Annotated in this window: 21 protein-coding genes and 1 riboswitch; of the genes, 14 read left to right on the top strand and 7 right to left on the bottom strand. The window is 42.2% G+C overall.

Annotated features, from left to right (window positions below; translation table 11 throughout):
- The first annotated feature begins 275 nt into the window (after positions 1-275).
- Complete coding sequence (gene dhaL, locus KKZ03_RS18690) at positions 276-923, top strand: dihydroxyacetone kinase subunit DhaL (RefSeq protein WP_243218264.1); 648 nt, start codon at positions 276-278, stop codon at positions 921-923.
- On the opposite strand, the gene dhaK is transcribed toward dhaL, so the two are convergent.
- The 5 genes from dhaK to KKZ03_RS18665 form a co-directional block, all read right to left on the bottom strand.
- Positions 906-1895, bottom strand: coding sequence for a dihydroxyacetone kinase subunit DhaK (gene dhaK / locus KKZ03_RS18685; protein ID WP_243218263.1), 990 nt, complete (start codon positions 1893-1895; stop codon positions 906-908). The genes dhaL and dhaK overlap by 18 nt on opposite strands.
- Positions 1896-2107: 212 nt before the next feature.
- A complete protein-coding gene (locus tag KKZ03_RS18680) occupies positions 2108-2947 on the bottom strand; it encodes an HAD-IIA family hydrolase (protein WP_243218262.1) in 840 nt (279 codons plus the stop codon).
- Between the two features lie 487 nt (positions 2948-3434).
- On the bottom strand, positions 3435-4397 hold the full coding sequence (locus KKZ03_RS18675) for an alpha/beta hydrolase (protein ID WP_243221675.1): 963 nt from the start codon (positions 4395-4397) through the stop codon (positions 3435-3437).
- A 159-nt stretch (positions 4398-4556) separates the two neighbouring features.
- Positions 4557-5009, bottom strand: coding sequence for a molybdenum cofactor biosynthesis protein MoaE (locus KKZ03_RS18670; protein ID WP_243218261.1), 453 nt, complete (start codon positions 5007-5009; stop codon positions 4557-4559).
- Positions 5010-5011: 2 nt separating this feature from the next.
- Positions 5012-5245: a MoaD/ThiS family protein gene (locus tag KKZ03_RS18665; RefSeq protein WP_243218260.1), complete on the bottom strand. Its 234-nt coding sequence runs from the start codon at positions 5243-5245 to the stop codon at positions 5012-5014.
- 67 nt (positions 5246-5312) lie between these two features.
- On the opposite strand from KKZ03_RS18665, the gene moaC reads away from it, so the two are divergent.
- The 7 genes from moaC to KKZ03_RS18630 all read left to right on the top strand — a co-directional run bounded on the left by moaC (position 5313) and on the right by KKZ03_RS18630 (position 11006).
- The gene (moaC, locus tag KKZ03_RS18660) at positions 5313-5792 is read left to right on the top strand and encodes a cyclic pyranopterin monophosphate synthase MoaC (protein ID WP_243218259.1); all 480 of its coding nucleotides are present in this window, start codon (positions 5313-5315) and stop codon (positions 5790-5792) included.
- Positions 5793-5892: 100 nt separating this feature from the next.
- On the top strand, positions 5893-6936 hold the full coding sequence (gene lpxD, locus KKZ03_RS18655) for a UDP-3-O-(3-hydroxymyristoyl)glucosamine N-acyltransferase (RefSeq protein ID WP_243218258.1): 1044 nt from the start codon (positions 5893-5895) through the stop codon (positions 6934-6936).
- A gap of 121 nt (positions 6937-7057) precedes the next feature.
- Positions 7058-7765, top strand: a complete 708-nt coding sequence (gene ubiG / locus KKZ03_RS18650) for a bifunctional 2-polyprenyl-6-hydroxyphenol methylase/3-demethylubiquinol 3-O-methyltransferase UbiG (RefSeq protein ID WP_243218257.1) — start codon at positions 7058-7060, stop codon at positions 7763-7765.
- Between the two features lie 8 nt (positions 7766-7773).
- Positions 7774-8448 (top strand): HAD family hydrolase, encoded by a 675-nt coding sequence (locus KKZ03_RS18645; protein ID WP_243218256.1) that lies wholly within the window; start codon positions 7774-7776, stop codon positions 8446-8448.
- On the top strand, positions 8445-9173 hold the full coding sequence (locus KKZ03_RS18640) for an SDR family NAD(P)-dependent oxidoreductase (RefSeq protein ID WP_243218255.1): 729 nt from the start codon (positions 8445-8447) through the stop codon (positions 9171-9173). The genes KKZ03_RS18645 and KKZ03_RS18640 overlap by 4 nt, the downstream gene beginning before the upstream one ends.
- Positions 9174-9182: 9 nt before the next feature.
- Positions 9183-9731 (top strand): putative Fe-S cluster assembly protein SufT, encoded by a 549-nt coding sequence (gene sufT, locus KKZ03_RS18635; RefSeq protein ID WP_243218254.1) that lies wholly within the window; start codon positions 9183-9185, stop codon positions 9729-9731.
- Positions 9732-10079: 348 nt separating this feature from the next.
- Positions 10080-11006 carry a histone deacetylase family protein gene (locus KKZ03_RS18630; protein ID WP_243218253.1) on the top strand — a complete coding sequence of 309 codons (927 nt, stop codon included), beginning with the start codon at positions 10080-10082 and terminating at the stop codon, positions 11004-11006.
- A gap of 23 nt (positions 11007-11029) precedes the next feature.
- Here KKZ03_RS18630 and KKZ03_RS18625 read toward each other — a convergent pair whose 3' ends face one another.
- Positions 11030-12130, bottom strand: a complete 1101-nt coding sequence (locus KKZ03_RS18625) for an AI-2E family transporter (RefSeq protein WP_243218252.1) — start codon at positions 12128-12130, stop codon at positions 11030-11032.
- A 126-nt stretch (positions 12131-12256) separates the two neighbouring features.
- Here KKZ03_RS18625 and KKZ03_RS18620 point away from each other — a divergent pair, with 126 nt between their 5' ends.
- From KKZ03_RS18620 to galU, 4 genes are all read left to right on the top strand, one after another.
- Positions 12257-13213, top strand: coding sequence for a DHH family phosphoesterase (locus KKZ03_RS18620; RefSeq protein WP_243218251.1), 957 nt, complete (start codon positions 12257-12259; stop codon positions 13211-13213).
- A gap of 39 nt (positions 13214-13252) precedes the next feature.
- Positions 13253-13870 carry an adenylyl-sulfate kinase gene (gene cysC, locus KKZ03_RS18615; RefSeq protein ID WP_243218250.1) on the top strand — a complete coding sequence of 206 codons (618 nt, stop codon included), beginning with the start codon at positions 13253-13255 and terminating at the stop codon, positions 13868-13870.
- 89 nt (positions 13871-13959) lie between these two features.
- Positions 13960-15360 carry a mannose-1-phosphate guanylyltransferase/mannose-6-phosphate isomerase gene (locus KKZ03_RS18610; RefSeq protein ID WP_243218249.1) on the top strand — a complete coding sequence of 467 codons (1401 nt, stop codon included), beginning with the start codon at positions 13960-13962 and terminating at the stop codon, positions 15358-15360.
- 127 nt (positions 15361-15487) lie between these two features.
- A complete protein-coding gene (gene galU / locus KKZ03_RS18605) occupies positions 15488-16375 on the top strand; it encodes a UTP--glucose-1-phosphate uridylyltransferase GalU (RefSeq protein WP_243218248.1) in 888 nt (295 codons plus the stop codon).
- A 119-nt stretch (positions 16376-16494) separates the two neighbouring features.
- Here galU and KKZ03_RS18600 read toward each other — a convergent pair whose 3' ends face one another.
- On the bottom strand, positions 16495-17223 hold the full coding sequence (locus KKZ03_RS18600) for a glycosyltransferase family 2 protein (RefSeq protein ID WP_243218247.1): 729 nt from the start codon (positions 17221-17223) through the stop codon (positions 16495-16497).
- A gap of 298 nt (positions 17224-17521) precedes the next feature.
- Positions 17522-17639, top strand: a riboswitch (TPP riboswitch).
- A 30-nt stretch (positions 17640-17669) separates the two neighbouring features.
- Here KKZ03_RS18600 and thiC point away from each other — a divergent pair.
- The gene (gene thiC, locus KKZ03_RS18595) at positions 17670-19544 is read left to right on the top strand and encodes a phosphomethylpyrimidine synthase ThiC (protein ID WP_243218246.1); all 1875 of its coding nucleotides are present in this window, start codon (positions 17670-17672) and stop codon (positions 19542-19544) included.
- 237 nt (positions 19545-19781) lie between these two features.
- A complete protein-coding gene (locus KKZ03_RS18590; RefSeq protein ID WP_243218245.1) occupies positions 19782-20381 on the top strand; it encodes a DUF2914 domain-containing protein in 600 nt (199 codons plus the stop codon).
- Positions 20382-20428 lie beyond the last annotated feature (47 nt).

The raw sequence follows: 20428 nt of genomic DNA, 5'->3' as shown, positions 1-20428 counted from the left end.
TTTTAAGCTGTTTAATGGTGAGTAAGCCGAACATGAAAAATCCGGTTATTATTTTTACTGAATTATATCATGCGCAGAAATAAAAACTTCTCTGAAGGTCAAGGTTTATGATCGATACCTTACTGCTTGAATATTTCAATAATTTGCTAAGCCTGAAACCATAAAGTATTTGGTATTTTAAGCTTCCATATATTTTTAATATTTACTCATGGACAACGGTGCGAATTGAAGGGTAAGCTTCAGATTTTAAAATACTTGATAAACCGGAAATCGCTATGAAACTTACGCCTGCATTATTACTGCATCTGATCGAAGCTATAGCCGATGTGATCGAACAAAACGCTGAAGAAATAACTGCTTTAGATCAAGCGATTGGTGATGGCGATCATGTCATTAATTTACAGCGTGGTATTAATGCGCTGATGCTTCAACGCGATGAATTAAGTCAATTGGATTGGGTGGCTGCTTTCCAGAAAATCGGTATGACGTTAATGTCAGCAGTGGGTGGTGCATCTGGTTCACTATATGGCACTTTATTTATTGCCTTAAGCAAAGCTGCGCGTGAACAAACTTTAGATCAGCAAGGCTTTGCCGATACTTTTAGTCATGGCGTGGATGCGATTAAGCAGCGGGGTAAGGCAGTTGCTGGTGAAAAAACCATGCTTGATGTTTTTATTCCCGTGGCGGATTACTTGCGAACAGCAGCGGAAAATTCGGTAATGTTACCTGATGTGTTGGTTAAGGTTTCGCAGGTCGCCATCGCGGGAATGGAGTCGACCCGCACTATGCTTGCAACCAAAGGCAGGGCTTCTTTTTTGGGGGAACGCAGTATTGGTCATATTGATGCCGGTGCCAAAACCGGTCAACTAATGATTTGTGCTGTCGTTGATGTATTAACCAAACAGTTAGCATCCCCAGCGTAATGCTGCTGTATGAACGGGAGCATCCCAAAGGTGTAGGAGTTCTTCGTCAAGTAGGCTCAACGTTATTGAACAACCGGCCATATCAATGGATGTTGTGTAGTTGCCAACCAAAGAGCGGGCTATTTTGATACCGCGTTTTTCCCAAAATTGGGCCACCAGATCATAAATCAGATATAGTTCCATCAGCGGCGTAGCACCAAATCCGTTCACATGCAGTAACACCGGCTGGTTTTTTTTCGGTTTTAATTCATCATCAATCATGCTTGCCAAGTGCTCGACAATTTCTGTGGCACTGGTTAACTTCAGGGTTTCACGTCCACGTTCACCATGAATACCTACGCCCATTTCCATTTCAGTATCACTAATGTTAAAAGTAGGTTTTCCCAATGCGGGTACAGTACAACTGCTTAATGCTACGCCTATTGAGGCGGTAACATTGTTGATTTTATCACCCAATGCCTGACACGTTGCCAAGTCAGCGCCGTTTTCTGCCGCTGCGCCGACCATTTTTTCGACAATTAACGTACCTGCTACCCCTCGTCGTCCGGTACTATGTGTTTTCGGTAAAGCAACATCATCACTCACCAGAATGGTTGCATTAGGGCATTCCAGCATCTCGGCAGCCATTTCAAAATTCATCACGTCGCCTGCATAATTCTTGACGATAAATAATATCCCGCCGCCATTTTCAACTGCTTTTGCAGCAGCCAACATTTGATCGGGAGTAGGGGAGGTAAATATCTGGCCGGGACAAGCGGCATCCAACATACCCTGGCCGACAAAACCGGTATGCAGGGGTTCATGCCCGGAGCCGCCGCCGGAAATCAACGCGACCTTGCCGGATCTGGTTGAATTTATACGGCTGATGAAGTACGGTTGGGTATTAAGTTGGATAATATCGGCATGCGCTTTGGAAAAACCGAGCAAGCTTTCGTCACGCAACGTATCGATGGAATTGATGAATTTTTTCATGGCGGCGACTCCTGATATTTGTTTGCTTATTATGCGTTATAGCCCTGTTAATAGATATTTCACCACGAAGGCACAAGGAACATGAAGAAAAACATAAAATGCTCTGATCTTAAAAGACTTTATAAAGGTGTTTAGGGTAAACCGTTTTGGCCAGGGATTTTATAGAGCTCTGAATTAAGTAGGGATCGCACGCCTTACAGACAACGATGTCGTTATAATACAGCCTGATCTCGTAATGCTTTCGTTATGGCACTAATATCCGGCATAACCCAGGTTGGCTGATAATCTGCAACTTTTAAATCGTCTTTAGTGGATATTCCCGTTAGTACCATGATGCTGCGGATGCCGGTACGAACTGCACCAAGAATGTCAGTCTCCAGACGATCACCGATAGCTACCGTTTCATCGGGTTCGACGCCCAATAAGGCAAGAGCCTGTTGATAAATAATGGGCTCCGGTTTGCCGATAATGGTCGGTGTTACACCAGTGGCGACCTCAAGCGCTGCCAGAATTGCTCCATTACCGTGGGTGATGCCGTGTTCGGTGGGTAGTGTGGTGTCAGCATTGGTGCCAATGAATTTTGCACCCGCGCGAATATTCAGTGTGGCTGTTGCCAGTTTGTCCCAGGTTAGAGTTTCATCTTTGCCACAGACGACAATATCAGCGCCTATTTTTAGAGTATCATTGTCATTATTGACTTCATAAAGGCCGGTTAGCGTAAAACCATGATCAATAAGCGGTTGCGTAGCGCCGTCCACGCCGATAACAAACACGCGTGTTTCAGCTGGATTAACCTGCTTGCTCAGGTATAGCGCAGTAGCAGTCCCTGAAGTTAAAATTTGCTTTTGAGTAACGGTTACGCCCATTTGTACCAGCTTGGTTACATATTGGCCTGGCGTTAAACTAGCATTGTTAGTCGCCAGGATGAAGCGAATTTTCAGATCAGCCAGAGTTTGAAAAAACTCGGTTAATCCTGGTATCGGCTGAGTGCCGTGCCATAAAACACCGTCCATATCAATGATGAGTGCGCGAATATTGGTAAAAGGTTGCATGATGGTTTTTTCTCAAAAATAGGATTTTTTGCGGTGTGTTCGGATGATGGTGACAGATAGGTGTCCCTAAAGGACAAAGGTTAATCGATAAAAAATCTTTTGTACAATAAAAACCCTCATTCGAAAGCTTTCAATGAGGGTTTTGTTACTCTTTGTTTTTAGCGGCGTTGGCGGTGGTGAATTGCTGGAGGCTTTCCGACAATAGGAACGGTAGCGAGGGGAAGCTCTTTTAATCAAACTTCCTTGCTGATTTAAACCTCGGCCTTTAGGCCGAATTGAGTGCCCTGCAACAAGCGAAGCGACGTTGCTTTATCGGGTGCGGGTTGGGGAGGGGATGCAGACCCCTTCCCAGTCTTTAGCTTCATCCCAAAGGGATGTTTCCTCATTGTTTAAACAAAATGAACGGAAAACAGGGCCAAAGTAGCTTTTTCGCAATCGATTTTCTCTTCTCGGACAGTCTCTTGGCCGCTATTATTAGGCGATAATGTTAATCTTCTGTTTTGGGCGTTTTCGGAACCAGCTCTACTAATATCTCACGCGCTCTGTTATCCGCACCGGAAGGTAGCTTTTTGGGTTTATTGCTGATCCATGACGCAATATCTTTCCAGGCAGTGGGTGCTTGTAAATCACGCAATAACATATGGTAGCCTTGTCGATAAAATGCTACGGTTTTTTCTGTCGCGTTGGTCGCGAGAAATTTATGTAAAAATTCGTAGGTCGGTTGCTTGGGAATAATTTCGTCTTTCTCACCATAAAGCATCAAGGTATTTCCGTGTAGCAGTGTGGCACTATTAAAGGCCTCATCCATCAAATCGGTCAGTCCGTAGACGGTTTCTACCCGGGTTGCTTTGATAACCCAGGGATCACGGCTCAAAGCCCTGAGCATTTCGATATTATCCGAGGGCATCACTTGCACGCCTTTACCGGTCAGCGTTAGCCATGGCAAGCTATGTGCCAGTGTCCAAAGCAAACTGGTTTGATACCAAGGCATCGTTGACCTTGCCCACAATGCCGGAGCGACAAGAATAATGCCATCGACAACCGGCATGCCGGGCTGGCTCATGGCATTGATGATAATGGCACCGCCCATGCTTTCACCGAGCAGATAAACGGGACGATTGGGGTAACGTTGTTTTATCAGTTGCACCATTGTCAGTAAATCGTCAGTATAGGCTGGAGTTCCTGCCCACAAACCACGTTTTGGGGCGGCACCAAAGCCACGTTGATCGTAAGCAAAACTGGCTATACCGTGTTGGCTGAAATATTCCCCCGGCCGTTGAAAAAACAAACTGTAATCATTAAAGCCGTGCAATGCTATTAGTATGGCCTGCGGATCAGTTTTTGGCAGCCAATGGCGAAAGGGTAAATTGGCACCGTCTTCAGTCAGGAAATTATTTTCACTGAGGCTGGCGGTAGTATTTTTTGCCCCAGGTGGATAAGTCATTGGCATACAGCCCGACAAGGCTGTAAGTAACAGGGTCGAAATTATTAGCTGCAGCATTTTCATAAGATTGATGGCTATATTCAGATTTTTTTTAGCTGTTTTCAACGCGAAAGCAGTAACAGTTTGTTAAGACCATTAAGAAGCTGGTCCGTTACTGTTGGTCATTTAATCAGGCTTGAAGCCATTACTATTATGCGTAACCCAGCGCTCATCTGCAGTTATCAATAGTTCTTTTTTCCAAAATGGTGCCTTTGATTTTAAGGCTTCCATAATATATCGACTGGCATCAAAGGCATCGCCTCTGTGGGATGACCATACAGCAACCAAAACGATGGCATCAGTTGGCAAAATATCGCCCACCCGATGAATGACCAGGCTATCAAGCAGTTGCCATTGCTGCTGTGCTTCAAGAATAATTTTTTCCAGCTGTTTTTCAGTCATGCCGGGATAGTATTCCAGAGTCATACCTTTAACCGTGACACCTTCATTAAAGTCACGCATGGTACCTATAAAAATACTGGTTGCACCAATAGCGCCGATATTGTCTATTTTATCCGCTTGATAAGTTTGAATTTCTTGAAAGGGATCAAATGCTTGGGTAGTAATTTTTATGGTCATTTTTAACCTCCGGTAACTGGTGGAAAAAAAGCCACCTCATCGCCATCTTTAACGAGGTAATCCAAGTCAACATAGTCCATATTTACTGCTGCCAGGATGTTGTCGGGTAATGATTTCTCAGGGTTGGCACAATTCCAGACTTCATGAACAGTTAGTAAGCTTAAAACGGTTAGTTGGTCTTCAGGGCGACCCACGCTTTCTTTTAAGCTGGCAAAGTAACGTACTTTAATTGACATAATGATTCACGGGGCTAAAGAAACAATAGATAATAAAACACTTTTTTTCATTATCTATTTTACACACATGACTTACACACCGCATTTTAATCAGGCTGGCGAAGCGCATATGGTCGATGTCGGCGGAAAAGCAATTACTCAACGTACCGCTATTACTGAAGGTTATATTGAAATGCTTTCGGCAACGCTGCAGATAATTCTTCGCGGTGAACATAAAAAAGGCGATGTGCTGGCTATAGCCAGAATTGCCGGTATTATGGCCAGTAAAAAAACGGCAGATTTAATTCCGCTTTGCCATCCTCTGTCAATCACACATGTAGAAGTAAATTTGACGGTTGAAACTGAAAAAAACCGTATTCGTTGCCAAACCACAGTAAAAACCAGCGGTCAGACCGGCGTAGAAATTGAAGCCTTATGTGCCACTCAAATTGCCTTACTTACTATTTATGATATGTGTAAAGGCGTCGACCGTGGCATGGTCATCCAGTCTGTACAGTTACTTCAGAAAGATGGTGGCAAGTCTGGAAACTGGCAGCGCAATCAATGACCGTTTATTATCGGGATTCAGGTCGTGAAAAGACTATAGCAAACCAATGAATAGCGGTATTTGATACACTACACCATACAAAACAACCACAGGGACATCTATGTCAATTACCTTAAAAGAGCTTGCCGATTTTTGTGATGCCCAGATTGTAGGGGGCGATTTAACTAAGGCTATTTATTCTGCAGCCGATATTACAGCGGCACAAGAGGGGCAGGTTACCCAGTTAACCAGTCGTCGCTATGTCCAGCATATCAAAAATTCAACTGCGTCAGCCTGCTTTATTGCCGAAGGATTTGCCGTTGATAACATACCTGAATCTTTGGCGTTACTGGTTTGCGCTGATCCGGAGATCAGTTTTATCAAGGCAGTGGAGTTACTACATCCAGCAAGGGTTTATGCTCCGAATATTTCAGCTCAGGCAGTGCTTGAAAATAATGTGACATTGGGAGCTAATGTTTGTATCGGACCTTTTGCCGTGATTGGTGAAAATGCCATTATAGGGGATGGAAGTACCATACTGGCAGGCGTTTATGTTGGGAAAAATGTAACCGTGGGTGAAAATTGCAAAATTTATCCCTATGCTGTTATCTACGATGATGCTGTGCTAGGAAACAATGTCATTATTCATTCAGGGTCAATTATTGGCGCTGACGGGTTTGGTTATAAATTTAGAAATAATGTACACGTTAAGGTGCCTCAAGTAGGTAATGTGGTTATTGATGATAATGTTGAGATAGGTGCCAATACCTGTATTGATAGAGGTGCACTGGGAAGTACGCTAATAGGATTAGGGACTAAAATAGATAATTTGGTGCAAATTGGCCACAATAACAAGGTTGGGAAAAACGTCATTATGTGTGGCCTGACCGGTATTTCCGGCTCCTGTAATATTGAAGATTATGCCATTCTGGCGGGTAGTTCAGGGGTAGCAGATCATGTCACCATTGGTCAAGGCGCTGTGGTAATGGCGCGTTCCGGCGTAGCAGGTGATGTAAAGGCCGGCACTCAGGTTTTTGGTAGTCCGGCAAAAGACAAAAAAACCGCTTATAAAGAGCAGATTGCACTCAGTAAACTGCCTGAACTACTAAAAAAAATAAAGCTAATGGAAGCAAAAATTCAAGCGCTTGAACAAGCAGCGGATTAGTGTTCAAGACGGCCGGTTATTTTGCTTGCTGTCTTAAAAAAATAACGTTCGTTACAACAACACATGACGAATAACCCAGTATTATAGTAAACTATATCAACACAAAAAACGGTTTAGCACGATGACAGCAAAAGACAACGTACACTTGCACGAAATCAATAAATTTGGCTCAATGGCCGAGCGCTGGTGGGATATGCAAGGAGAGTTTAAAACCCTCCATGATATCAACCCGTTACGACTGCAATTTATCCAGCGCTATGCGGATATTGCCGGTAAACGCATTGTCGATGTGGGTTGCGGTGGCGGTATTTTAACTGAAGGTTTGGCCAAACTCGGTGTTGATGCCTTGGGTATTGATCTCAGTGAAGAATTGATTGATATTGCTGATTTGCATGGTCTGGAGTCGGGCGTCAATGCACATTATCAAAAAATAAGTGCTGAAGCCTTGGCATTGCAACAGCCTGAAAGTTTCGATCATGTTACTTGTATGGAAATGCTGGAACATGTGCCTGATCCCGGTTCGATCATTACTGCTTGTGCTACTTTGGTGAAACCTGGCGGTATGGTATTTTTTTCTACGCTCAACCGTAAACCTAAAGCCTATTTATTAGCGATACTTGCAGCGGAGCATGTTCTGCAGATGTTGCCTAAAGGTACGCATGATTATAAAACTTTTATCAAACCTTCTGAGCTAAGTCAGTCGGCACGTGCTGCAGGTCTTGAGTTACAAGGCATGGTCGGGATTGAATACAATCCGTTTAATAAACAGTTTAACCTCGGAAAAGACATTGATGTTAATTACATCGCTGCTTTTAAACGTACGGAATAAAGGTTCTGATGTCGACTGATTTCAAATTATCCTGTGTGTTATTTGACCTCGACGGTACTTTGGTCGATACCGCGCCCGATCTGGTTTTATGTTTGAATAAAGCCTTAAGCCAGCATGGCTTTATGACGGTTACTGCGGCGGCAGTCAAGCCGTGTATTTCATTTGGTGCTGTTGCGATGATTAATAATAGTTTGCATAAATCCATAACAGAAGCGCTCCGGGCCGATATTTTGGAAACCATGCTTGATTTTTATCAAAATAATATTGCCGAACACACGGTTTTTTTTAACGGCATGTTAGACACGCTTGATGCTATTGAAGCGCACGGGTTGAAATGGGGCGTAGTGACCAATAAGCGCGAACGATTTACCAATCCACTAATGGCTGCTCTAAAACTTACTGATCGAGCTGCTTGCATCATCAGCGGAGATACGACGGGAAACCCTAAGCCTCATGTCGAACCTATGTTGGCTGCCTGCAAAAAAGCCGGTGTTAATCCGCAGGAATGTGTTTATATCGGTGATGCACCTCATGATATTACGGCGGGAAAAAATGCCCAAATGAAAACACTGGCTGCTCTTTATGGTTACATTAATCCTGGCGATATGCCGGAAACATGGGGTGCTGATGCCCTGATTGAATCTCCTGAACAACTGGCAATCTGGATACGCGCTGCACTATGACACTAAAACATCACGTTATTTTAATTACTGGTGCTGGCGGTGGTCTTGGTAGTACAGCGGCTTTGGCATTGGCAAAAAACGGCGCTCACGTTATTTTACTGGATAAAAATATTGCCAAATTGGAAGCGGTTTACGATGCAATTTTGGCGGCAAATGCGCCCGAACCGGTTATTTATCCGTTTGATCTTGCTGGTGCCAATGAAAACGAGTACCAGGAATTGGCCAATAAAATTAATGAAGAATACGGTTCCTTGCAAGGACTGCTACATTCAGCAGTAGAATTCAGCTCTTTTACGCCGCTCTGCCAATTCGGTACCAAAGAGTGGGGACATACTTTAAACGTCAATTTAAATGCCGCTTTTATATTAACCCGGATGTTATTGCCCGTATTGGAAAAAAGCCAACACGCCTCTATTGTCTTTACGTCAGATTCTTCAGCCAGAAAAGCGCACGCTTACTCAGGCGCTTATGGCGTGTCTAAAATAGCTATGGAGGGTTTGGCTAAAATACTGGCTGAAGAGCTGGAAGCTGCCAACAAAATTCGGGTAAATATCTTGGTACCCGGTGCTGTTGATTCACCCTTAAGAAAACGGGCCTATCCGGCAGAAGATAAAGCCAAATTACCTACTATGGAATCATTAGTCCCCGCTTACCTGTATTTATTTGGCTCTCAAAGTATTGGTGTAACCGGCCAGACGATTGAGGCCCCAACCTTTCACTTATAATTTATTATTATGGCAGAACGAGAAAGCTTTGTTTTAACCAGGGATGTTAATATTGTTACCATCCCTGACGGTACGCCTGATATTTTAAAACAAGGCGAGCAAGTGACTATCCACCAGTCTCTTGGTAATAACTACACGGTTGTTACCGACCGTGGTCATATGGTACGTATTGCCGGTGTCGATGCCGATGCTCTGGGTAAAGAGCATCTTGAATTGCATACCTTGGTATCAGAAACCAGTCCTGAAGCTGTTGAAAAAAATTGCTGGGAAGTGATGAAAACGGTTTATGACCCGGAAATTCCGGTAAATATTGTTGATCTCGGCCTGGTTTATTACTGTAACGTAAAGCCTGTGGATGATGATAAAAACGCCGTCCATATTATGATGACCTTAACGGCTCCTGGTTGTGGTATGGGGCCGGTTATACAGGGTGATGTAGAAAAATGTATTCGTGCGTTGCCGGGTGTTGCCAGCGTTGATGTAGAAGTTGTTCTTGATCCGCCCTGGTCCAGGGAAATGATGTCGGAAGTGGCACAGCTGCAGTTGGGATTGTACTAAAATCAATCCGGGGGTGGTGCGCTAGGAGGCTGTCCGAGAATAGGAGTCGTAGCGAGGGAAAGCCATTTTGAGTCAGATTTTTTGGTCATTTGAGGCGAATAGTTGTTCTATTTAACAAAAATGAGCGGAAAATCTGGCCGAAATGGCTTTTCCGCAGTAGGTTCTCTATTCCCGGACAGCTTCCTAGACATCAACTTAAGACATTTCACCACGAAGACACGAAGATTTTGCTTTGGTTTTTCTTCGTGAACTTCGTGAACTTCGTGAACTTCGTGAACTTCGTGAACTTCGTGTCTTCGTGGTGAATTAATATCTTTAAGTTGGTTATTTATTCCAAAGCGAGATGTTATGACAACACTCTATTATAGCCATCCGGATTTTCTTTTTCATGAAACCGGTGCCGATCACCCTGAATGTCCTGATCGACTTAGAAACATAACCAGTGCCTTGGAAGCTCCGGAGTTTTCAAATCTAATCAGAATGCTGGCACCACTGGGTACCGAACAGCAAATCAGGCTGATTCATCCATTGTTTCATATTGAGGGCATTCTGGCAGCAATACCCAAACAAGGCGAATATTATCTGGATCATGATACGGTATTGTCGCCTGGATCAAAAGAGGCCGCTTTTCGTGCGGTAGGTGCTGTTTGTGATGCCATTGATAACGTTCTGACGGGCAAGGCAAACAATGCTTTTTGTGCGGTGCGCCCGCCCGGCCATCATGCCGAACCGGACTTGGCGATGGGTTTTTGCTTGTTTAATAATGTCGCGATTGCCGCTGAATATGCGCGCCGTCATTATCATCTGGAGCGTATTGCAATTGTCGATTTTGATGTCCATCATGGCAATGGCACACAAGCGGCTTTTTATAATCAACCCAATGTTCTCTATGCATCCAGTCATGAGATGCCCAATTATCCCGGGACAGGTTATCCAACAGAAATTGGTGTTGGTAACATTGTTAATGTCCCTCTCACCGCAGGTGATAGCGGTATCGAATTCAGAAAAAAATACACCAGTATTATTTTACCGGCATTAAGAAATTTCAAACCCGAATTATTGCTTGTTTCAGCCGGCTTTGATGCTCATAAAGATGATCCGTTATCATCAATTAAACTAATAGAAGATGATTTTCGTTGGCTTACCCAAGAATTGATGCATATTGCTGACCGCTATTGTCATGGCAGAATTATTTCCACATTGGAAGGTGGTTATAACCTTGAAGCACTAGCGACGAGTGTTGCTGTTCATGTTGAAACCTTAATGGGTAATTAGCCTTTTAAGTAAGTCGGTATCGGCTAATTAGTCTCCAAAGTTTTATCATCAATGCGTGGCCATGCAGTTAAAACCGCTTTAACGACAGTTGCCAAGGGAATAGCAAAAAACACTCCCCAAAAGCCCCATACGCCTCCAAAAAACAAAATAGCGACGATAATCGCGATAGCATGCAAGTTAACAGCTTCAGAAAATAATACCGGTACTAACACAACGCCATCTAAAGCCTGGATAATCGAGTATGCAATAACTATGTACATAAAATCATCACCACTTAAGCCCCACTCAAAATAAGCGACACCAAGTATCGGAAAAGTCACCAACGTTGCGCCAATATAAGGAATAATTACCTGTAAGCCCATTAATACAGCCAGTAGCATGGCATAATTCAGATCCATTGTTGCGAAAGTTGCGTAACTGACAAACCAGAGAATAAATATTTCGACAAACTTGCCGCGCACATAATTACCAATCTGAATATCAACTTCTTTCCATACCCGTACAGTCAGATTTCTGTTCTTTGGCATAAATTGCAAAAACCAGGTAATTAATGTCTTTTTATCTTTCAAAAAGAAAAAAACCATCATGGGTACCAAAAACAAATAAATCATTGCGCTAACTATGCCGACGACTGAGGCGGCTGAAAGCGACAACAAGCCATTTTGAACATAAGTTAATAATTCTCGCTGAATTGCAAACAACATTAGTTGAAATTTGCTTTCTGAAATCAATTTTGGATACATTTCAGGTAAACGCATAACCCCCGTTTTGGCACTGTTAATAATTTCCGGAATATTTTGAATAAGTTCGACAGCTTGTTGAGAAACGATAGGCATCAAATAAAACAATAAAAAACCCAAGCAAGCCATAAAACCTGAAAAAATTAGATATACTGCAGGTAAACGTGACATTCCTAAATCTTCTGACTTGCCCACCAGTCCTTCCAGTAAATAGGCCAGCACAATAGATGCAAAAACAGGCATTAATATACTGGATAAGGAATAAATGAGTGCAAAACTGACAATCAATATAATTACCAGTGAAACAGCTTGGGAATTGGGTAAAAAACGTTTAAAAGATTCGGAAATAAAACGTAAATTTACATAGGAGGAGTGAGTGGTCATTAGTAACAGAATAATTTGTTTTTATTACCGGCATTCTACAGGCAATAAAGCTTTTCCAGTTATGATGTTTTTCAATTGACATATTCATCGAGTAAAATAAACCCAACATGAAAAAAGGAGAAAAGCTTGCAGATTGATATATTTAATGGCGACGCTGATGGTATCTGTGCTCTTGTGCAGTTGCGTTTGGCGCAACCGGCTCAATCCAGGTTGGTTACCGGTGTAAAAAGGGATATTCAATTATTAAAAGATCTGATCGTTCAAAAAAATGATTCTGTTACCGTATTGGATATTTCTTTAAAAAAAAATCATCTGGCCCTGGATATAATTCTCCGGCAAGGCGTTACTGTATTTTATGTCGATCACCACGAGTCAGGTGACATTCCGCAACACCCCAATCTCAAAACGATTATCAATACCGCAGCAAATACCTGTACCAGTTTACTGGTTGATCAATATCTTGGCGGAAAATACCGGGCATGGGCGGTAACTGCAGCTTTTGGCGATAACCTGATTGACAGCGCAGAACAGGCTGCCCAAAGCTTGTCATTATCTGACTACCAACTTCAGCAACTTAAAAATTTGGGCATTTATATTAACTATAACGGTTATGGTAACTGTATTAGTGATTTACATTTTGCACCGGATGCGCTTTATCGTGAATTAGTTCCTTATTCATCACCTTTTGACTTTATCGTTGATAATCAAATTATTTATGAACAATTATTGACGGGATATAAAGATGATATGAGTCATGCGCGGAATATTAAGCCTGAATATCAAACTGCTACTGTTAGCGTCTATATTTTGCCGGATGCCTTTTGGGCCAGACGAATTAGCGGTGTATTCGGTAATCAACTGGCCAATGAAAGTCCAACACGTGCTCATGCCGTCTTAAGTTATAATTCACAAGGTGGCTATCAGGTTAGTGTCAGGGCACCAATAGCCAATAAAGTGGGAGCTGATGAGTTATGTTCATCCTTTGCCACAGGTGGAGGTCGTAAAGGCGCAGCAGGCGTTAATCATCTGCCTCTTGCTGAGTTGCCAATATTTATTGCAGCCTTTGCAAAAAAATATACTTAAGGTCTGGTTAATTAATATTTAGGTACATTATCAAATCCAATGACAAAAAAAAGCACAAATACTTTATGGCATCATGCGACCATAACACGCGCCGACAGGGAAGCACTGCATAAACATAAAAGTGTTATCATCTGGTTTACCGGATTATCCGGGTCTGGTAAATCTACGTTGGCTCATGCAGTAGAAGAATATTTACATAAAGTCGGTATTTCAACTATTGTGCTTGATGGTGATAACGTTCGACATGGATTGTGCGGCGATTTGGACTTCAGTGATAGTGATCGGATTGAAAATATCAGGCGTGTTAGTGAGTTGGCAAAGTTAATGATAGAAGCGGGTGTTATTACCTTAGCGGCTTTTATTTCACCCTTTAAAGCAGATCGTGATGACGCCAGAAAACGAGTTCCGCACGGTGATTTTTTGGAAATATATTGCCAATGCCCCATCGAAACTTGCGAACAAAGAGATGTAAAAGGTCTGTATAAAAAAGCCAGGGCTGGAAAAATCCCTTTTTTTACGGGTATTGGTTCCCCATACGAAACACCAGGAATGCCTGAGCTGGTTGTAAATACTCATGAATTAACTTTGGAGGAAAGTGTTAAAAAAGTGTTAAACCTGCTTATGCAGCGAGGCGTTATTAAAGATATTGTCTGCTAAAGCCAAACAGTCAGTTAAGAGAATTTTAAATACGTCCAATTGATTTCATCTATTTTGCTACATCTACTTTTTTTAAGGAAAACAACATTATGATTCCCGTTATCTTATCGGGTGGCTCAGGAACAAGACTTTGGCCACTTTCTCGCGGACACTATCCCAAACAATTTCTACCACTGGTTTCAAGTCATACGATGGTTCAGGAAACCCTGCTCAGGTTGGATGGAATTGACGGATTGAAAGCACCGCTTGCGGTATGTAATGAAGATCATCGATTTATGATGGCGGAACAATTATGGGAGATAGGTGCAAAACCAGCCGCTATTATTCTTGAGCCAACAGGCAGAAACACTGCTCCTGCAGTTGCTATGGCGGCATTAACAGCAACATCCGAAGATGATATATTATTAATATTACCTGCGGATCATGTTATCTCCAATCTGGTTGCTTTTCATTCCGCAATCGTTCAGGCAAAAGCCTTGGCAGAACAGGGCTTTTTGGTGACTTTTGGTATAGTACCTACCGAACCTGAAACCGGATATGGTTATATCAAGGCAGATACTGTACAACATGGAGCCGCTTTTGGTGTGGCCGCTTTTGTTGAAAAACCGGATGTAGATACGGCAAAACGCTATCTCCAGAGTGGCGGTTATTATTGGAATAGCGGGATGTTTGCCTTTAAGGCGGGAAGTTTTCTCAGTGAGTTGGAGAAATTTAATCCGAAGATGTTGGCAATATGCCGTCAAGCCCTTAACGCGGCAAAAGTTGATCTGGATTTTATCCGTTTGGATAGAGAACTATTTGCTACCTGTCCTGCTGATTCTATTGATTACGCTGTCATGGAAAAAACGGATAAGGCCGTTGTTATTCCCTTGGATGCCGGCTGGAACGATGTAGGGTCGTGGTCCGCTTTATGGGACGTGACCGAAAAAGACACTTTTGGTAATGCCATTAGTGGCGACGTATTGACAGTTGATACCCACAATTCATTTATCCATGCGCAAAGTAAACTGGTTGCGGTTATTGGTGCTCATGATCTGGTCATTGTCGAAACCGATGATGCAGTGATGATTTCGCCCAAAGACAGGGTTCAGGAAGTTAAACAAATTGTTGCCCAGTTAAAAGAACGTGGCCGTAGCGAAGCGGATATTCACCGTAAAGCCTACCGTCCCTGGGGACATTATGATTTGGTTGATACGGGTGAGCGCCATCAGACCAAAAGGATTGTGGTTAAGCCGGGCGGTAAATTATCGGTACAGAAACATCATCATCGTGCCGAGCATTGGGTTGTCGTTAAAGGAACTGCCTTGGTTACCAAGGGTGAGGAAAAGTTGTTAATTACTGAAAATGAATCTATTTATATTCCCTTGGGTATTGTGCATTGTCTTGAAAATCCAGGTGTTATTCCTTTGGAAATCGTTGAGGTACAATCGGGAAGTTATCTCGGAGAAGATGATATCGTGCGCTTTGGCGACGAATACGGACGTATTTGATCTCGTATAAAGTAAAAAATGGTGTAATGGCGACGAAGATTGTGAGCGTATTAGATACCGGTTTTTTACAGACCGGTATCTTTACCGGTCTTGTGTTTTAATAATTTGAATAAAAAGGAAATAATTAATGAGTAAGAAAATCACCAAGGCAGTTTTTCCCGTGGCCGGTTTAGGAACACGTTTTTTACCGGCAACTAAGGGTATCCCTAAAGAGATGTTGCCGATTGTTGATAAGCCCTTAATTCAATACGCTGTGGAAGAAGCTGTTGCCGCAGGTATTGATACCATGGTTTTTATTACCGGGCGTAGTAAAAATGCAATAACCGATCATTTTGATAAGGCCTATGAACTTGAAAAAGAGCTGGAATCAAAAAATAAAACTGAAATATTAAAGTTGATTCAGGATATTGTGCCTCCGCATGTGTCATGTATTTTTATCAGGCAATCCGAGGCATTAGGTCTGGGTCATGCGGTTTATTGCGCCAGACCGGTTATTGGCGATGAACCTTTTGCGGTGATATTGGCCGATGATTTAATCGAAGATGCCGGTCGGGGTTGTATGGCGCAGATGGTTAAATTATATGAACAAAAACATACTTCCATTCTTGGCGTAGAACGGGTTGATCCATCAGAAACAGGTAGTTATGGTATTGTTAAAACTGCCGATTTTTCAGAAAAATCAGCACCAATAGAAATAATTGTTGAGAAACCAAAGCCGGAAGATGCCCCCTCAGATTTGGCTGTAGTGGGTCGGTATATTTTAACGCCGGCAATTTTTGATAAAATCAAAAAAACAGGCAGGGGCGCTGGTGGTGAAATTCAGTTAACTGATGCCATTGCTGATTTATTAAATGATGAACCCGTGTTGGCTTACGAGTTCGAAGGTACACGTTATGATTGTGGCTCCAAGCTGGGGTTTTTAATAGCGAATGTAGAGCTGGCATTATTGAACAGAGAATTAAAAGATGGTTTTTTAGCTTACCTTAAAGAGTTAACCAAAAAGTATAAAATGTAATAACGGGTAGTACGGCACGTTATAAGTACCACTGCCGGGAACACGAAGTTTTATTTTTCTTCGTGTTTCTCGTGGCGATTAAAAAATTAAAGTATTTTTATCTAAAAAATCGAGCTGCGTTACTCTTCGACTTCTTTAATTACTGGCAGTTTTGCGCGGTTCTGTAGCCAAATGACCCCGGATAAATCAATAATCCCCGCCCAAAGACGATCTAAAGTCCCGTATTTTGATTGACCGCTTGTTCTGGATCTATGATTTACCGGCTCAGAAATTACCTGGCCACCGGACCTTAGAATCAAGGCGGGTAAAAAACGATGCATATGATCGAAATAAGGTAAACCCAAAAAACGATCCCTTGAAAATACCTTTAAGCCGCAACCAGTGTCAGGGGTATTATCTCCCAGCAAGCGAGCCCGTACTCCGTTAGCCAGTTTGGATGAAAAAAGCCGCCAAGCAGAGTCATGACGTTTATTTCGCCATCCGGCAACCATCCATAAATTGTCGATTGTTTCTCTTTCTCGTGTTAAAACTTCATATAAACGGGGAATATCGGCAGGATCATTTTGACCATCACCATCCAGAGTAGCAATCCAGGGGTAGTTTGCCGCTTTAACACCGGTATGAATAGCGGTGCTTTGTCCGCAACTTTGCTCATGTCGAATGACTTTCAGTGCCTTAAAATCTTGAAGTGCCTGTTTTAGAACGGCTGTTGTCTGGTCGTTACTCCCGTCATCAACATAAATAATTTCATAGGCTTTAGCCTGACTCATCGCACTAACTATCTCTTCAATTAAAGGGACAATATTGTCGGCTTCATTATGAACGGGAACAACAACAGAAATTTTCACAGACCATCCTAACTAAATAGTTTATTTACAGTGTATGAGCAGGGCAAAAATGAGCTTATCATCTTTTTGCCAATCAATAATCAATCACTTTCGACCGACTATGATATAAAAAATGCCTCAAATATCCTAAAAATATCGCTATGATTAAATGTAAATCATTGATTATTAAGCTTACCGATACTTAAAAAGGCGTTAATTCGCTGGATTAAAACCATTTGTTTTATAAGGCGTTTACAAGAATAATGATGCTGACTATACTTGCAATCCGGAGCATTATACTTTAACTTAGTGCCACATCCGTAAAGGCTAGGGGTGCTTCCCTGTTTCCACGCATTGCGCAGAAACGAGAGGCTGAGAGAAACCCTTTGAACCTGACCCCGGTTAATACCGGCGTAGGAAAGCCCCAACTTCCCTGCGCCTTGTTTTATTGTTATTGGAGTAAAGCTATGAGCGCTGTTTTAAAAGATGTTACTGAGACTACTGCCGGTAGTGTAAAAATTGATTCCTATCCCGCATCAGAAAAAATCTATGTACAAGGCAGTCGCCCTGACATACAAGTCCCCATGCGTAAGATTACCTTATCCGACACGCCGGTTCACTTTGGTGCTGTAGAAAAAAACGGCCCGCTTTATGTTTACGATACTTCCGGTGTTTATACTGACCCCAATGTCGAGGTTGATTTAAAAAAAGGCTTGGGTTCAATTCGATCAGCCTGGATTGAAGAAAGAAATGATACTGAAGAATTAACAGGTCCCAGTTCTGATTTTGGCCGTCAGCGTCTGGAAGATCCGGCGACCGCTGATCTGCGTTTTGAACATATCCGTAAACCACGTCGTGCCAAAGCCGGTGCCAATGTATCGCAAATGCATTATGCACGCCTGGGTATCATTACTCCGGAAATGGAATTTATCGCCATTCGTGAAAACCAGAAAATGGAAGAAATGCGCCATTTGTGGAAAGGTCAACATCCTGGAGATTCTTTTGGTGCCTCAATACCTGAAGCCATTACTGCTGAATTTGTCCGTGATGAAGTAGCCAGAGGCAGGGCGATTATTCCAGCCAACATTAATCATCCTGAATTGGAACCGATGATTATAGGTCGTAATTTTCTGGTAAAAATTAATGGTAATTTAGGCAATTCGGCAGTTACTTCCTCTATCGATGAAGAAGTGGAAAAAATGCTCTGGGGTATACGTTGGGGCGGCGATACCATCATGGATTTATCGACCGGTAAAAATATTCATGAAACCCGTGAATGGATTTTACGTAATTCACCAGTGCCTATCGGTACCGTGCCAATTTATCAAGCGTTGGAAAAAGTGAATGGTAAAGCTGAAGACCTGACGTGGGAAATCTTTCGTGATACCTTGATCGAGCAGGCAGAGCAGGGCGTAGATTACTTTACTATCCATGCCGGAGTCCGCTTGCACCATGTACCTTTAACGGCAAAACGTATGACGGGTATTGTTTCGCGTGGCGGCTCCATCATGGCTAAATGGTGTCTGGCACACCATACAGAAAGTTTTCTGTATACGCATTTTGAAGAAATCTGCGAAATTATGAAAGCTTATGATGTCTCTTTTTCATTAGGTGACGGTTTACGTCCGGGATCAATCTATGATGCCAATGATGAAGCGCAATTTGGTGAGCTGGAAACCTTGGGCGAATTAACAAAAATCGCCTGGAAACACGATGTGCAAACCATGATTGAAGGTCCGGGTCATGTACCTTTGCATATGATTAAAGTCAATATGGAAAAGCAACTGGAAGAATGTGGAGAAGCGCCTTTTTATACCTTGGGGCCATTGACTACGGATATTGCTCCCGGTTATGATCATATTACGTCAGCTATAGGTGCTGCAAATATCGGTTGGTATGGTTGTGCCATGCTTTGTTATGTTACCCAAAAAGAACATTTGGGTTTGCCGAATAAGCAGGATGTCCGTGAAGGCATTGTAACTTACAAAATTGCCGCTCATGCGGCTGATTTGGCAAAAGGTCATCCTGGCGCCCAAGCCCGTGATAATGCGATGTCTAAAGCCCGTTTTGAGTTTCGTTGGGAAGATCAGTTTAATATTGGACTTGATCCTGAAAAAGCCCGTGAATTTCATGATGAAACCTTGCCGAAAGATTCAGCAAAAGTTGCCCATTTTTGTTCCATGTGTGGTCCGCATTTTTGCTCGATGAAAATCAGTCAGGATGTGCGTGATTATGCAAAGGAAAAAGGCATTAAAGATGAGCAAGAGGCGTTAATTAAAGGCATGAATGAAAAATCCAAACAGTTTCTTGATGAAGGTGCTGATATTTATCACAAGGTTTAGCGAAAAATGCAGTAACGGAGCAACCCCGTTACTGCTTTAAATTTCGGTTCTACAGTAGCTTGCCCGGTATAAAAAATAGATTCGGTATGCATAAAAAACCTGCCGAGCTCTGGTTTAAATTTGTTGTGTTGAACCTTATATGGCTTTCGATATCCATCTTCTTGTTCGCACTAATGAGGAAGATAAACACGTTTAATTTGCTATCGTACTTGATAGCGACATTCATCAGGCCATTTTATGGAAGACAAAAAAAGTATTGTAATTAAGGTTAAATATCCCGGTAATGGTAAAAAAACCGAGGATGGTCTTTCCACATCAAAAATAATAACGGAATGGAATATTAAACGGATATTATTGGCTTTGCTCGGTGTTATTTTATTGATAACGGCATTGTGGTTTTTTTTTAAGCCGAATGCTGAAAATACCGATTTAAAATCCCAAGCTGTATTGTCTGAAGAAGTTATTAAGATACCGGTTAAGCCAAACATGGATTTTAATAAAAACATAACCATTACCAGAGCGTTACTGACTTTTAATATTAATAATAATGAACCGGTAGGTAAAATAACACTGCCTTTAACGTTGAGTAAAACAAAATCAACGTCGATTTATTATTTTGTTGAATTATCGGGAATGAAAGACCGCACGATTTATCATGAGTGGCTACTCGATGGTACGCTTATCACCAGAAAAAAAGTTAATATATCAAATGATAATTGGCGGACATCAAGTAGACAGTTATTTATTTATAATATAAAAACTAATTGGATTGCAAGGTTGGTTGATGAATCCGGTCAGATATTAAATCAGATAGATTTTAGTATTAATTATGAATAAGTGTGGCGCTGAATCTAAAACATTATAAAATAATTAATAGTTAGCTT

Origin of the sequence: Methylobacter sp. S3L5C (assembly GCF_022788635.1) — a bacterium.
Taxonomy (GTDB): domain Bacteria; phylum Pseudomonadota; class Gammaproteobacteria; order Methylococcales; family Methylomonadaceae; genus Methylobacter_C.
Note: the sequence above shows the minus strand (reverse complement) of the source record. Positions and strands in the feature narration are given on the sequence as shown.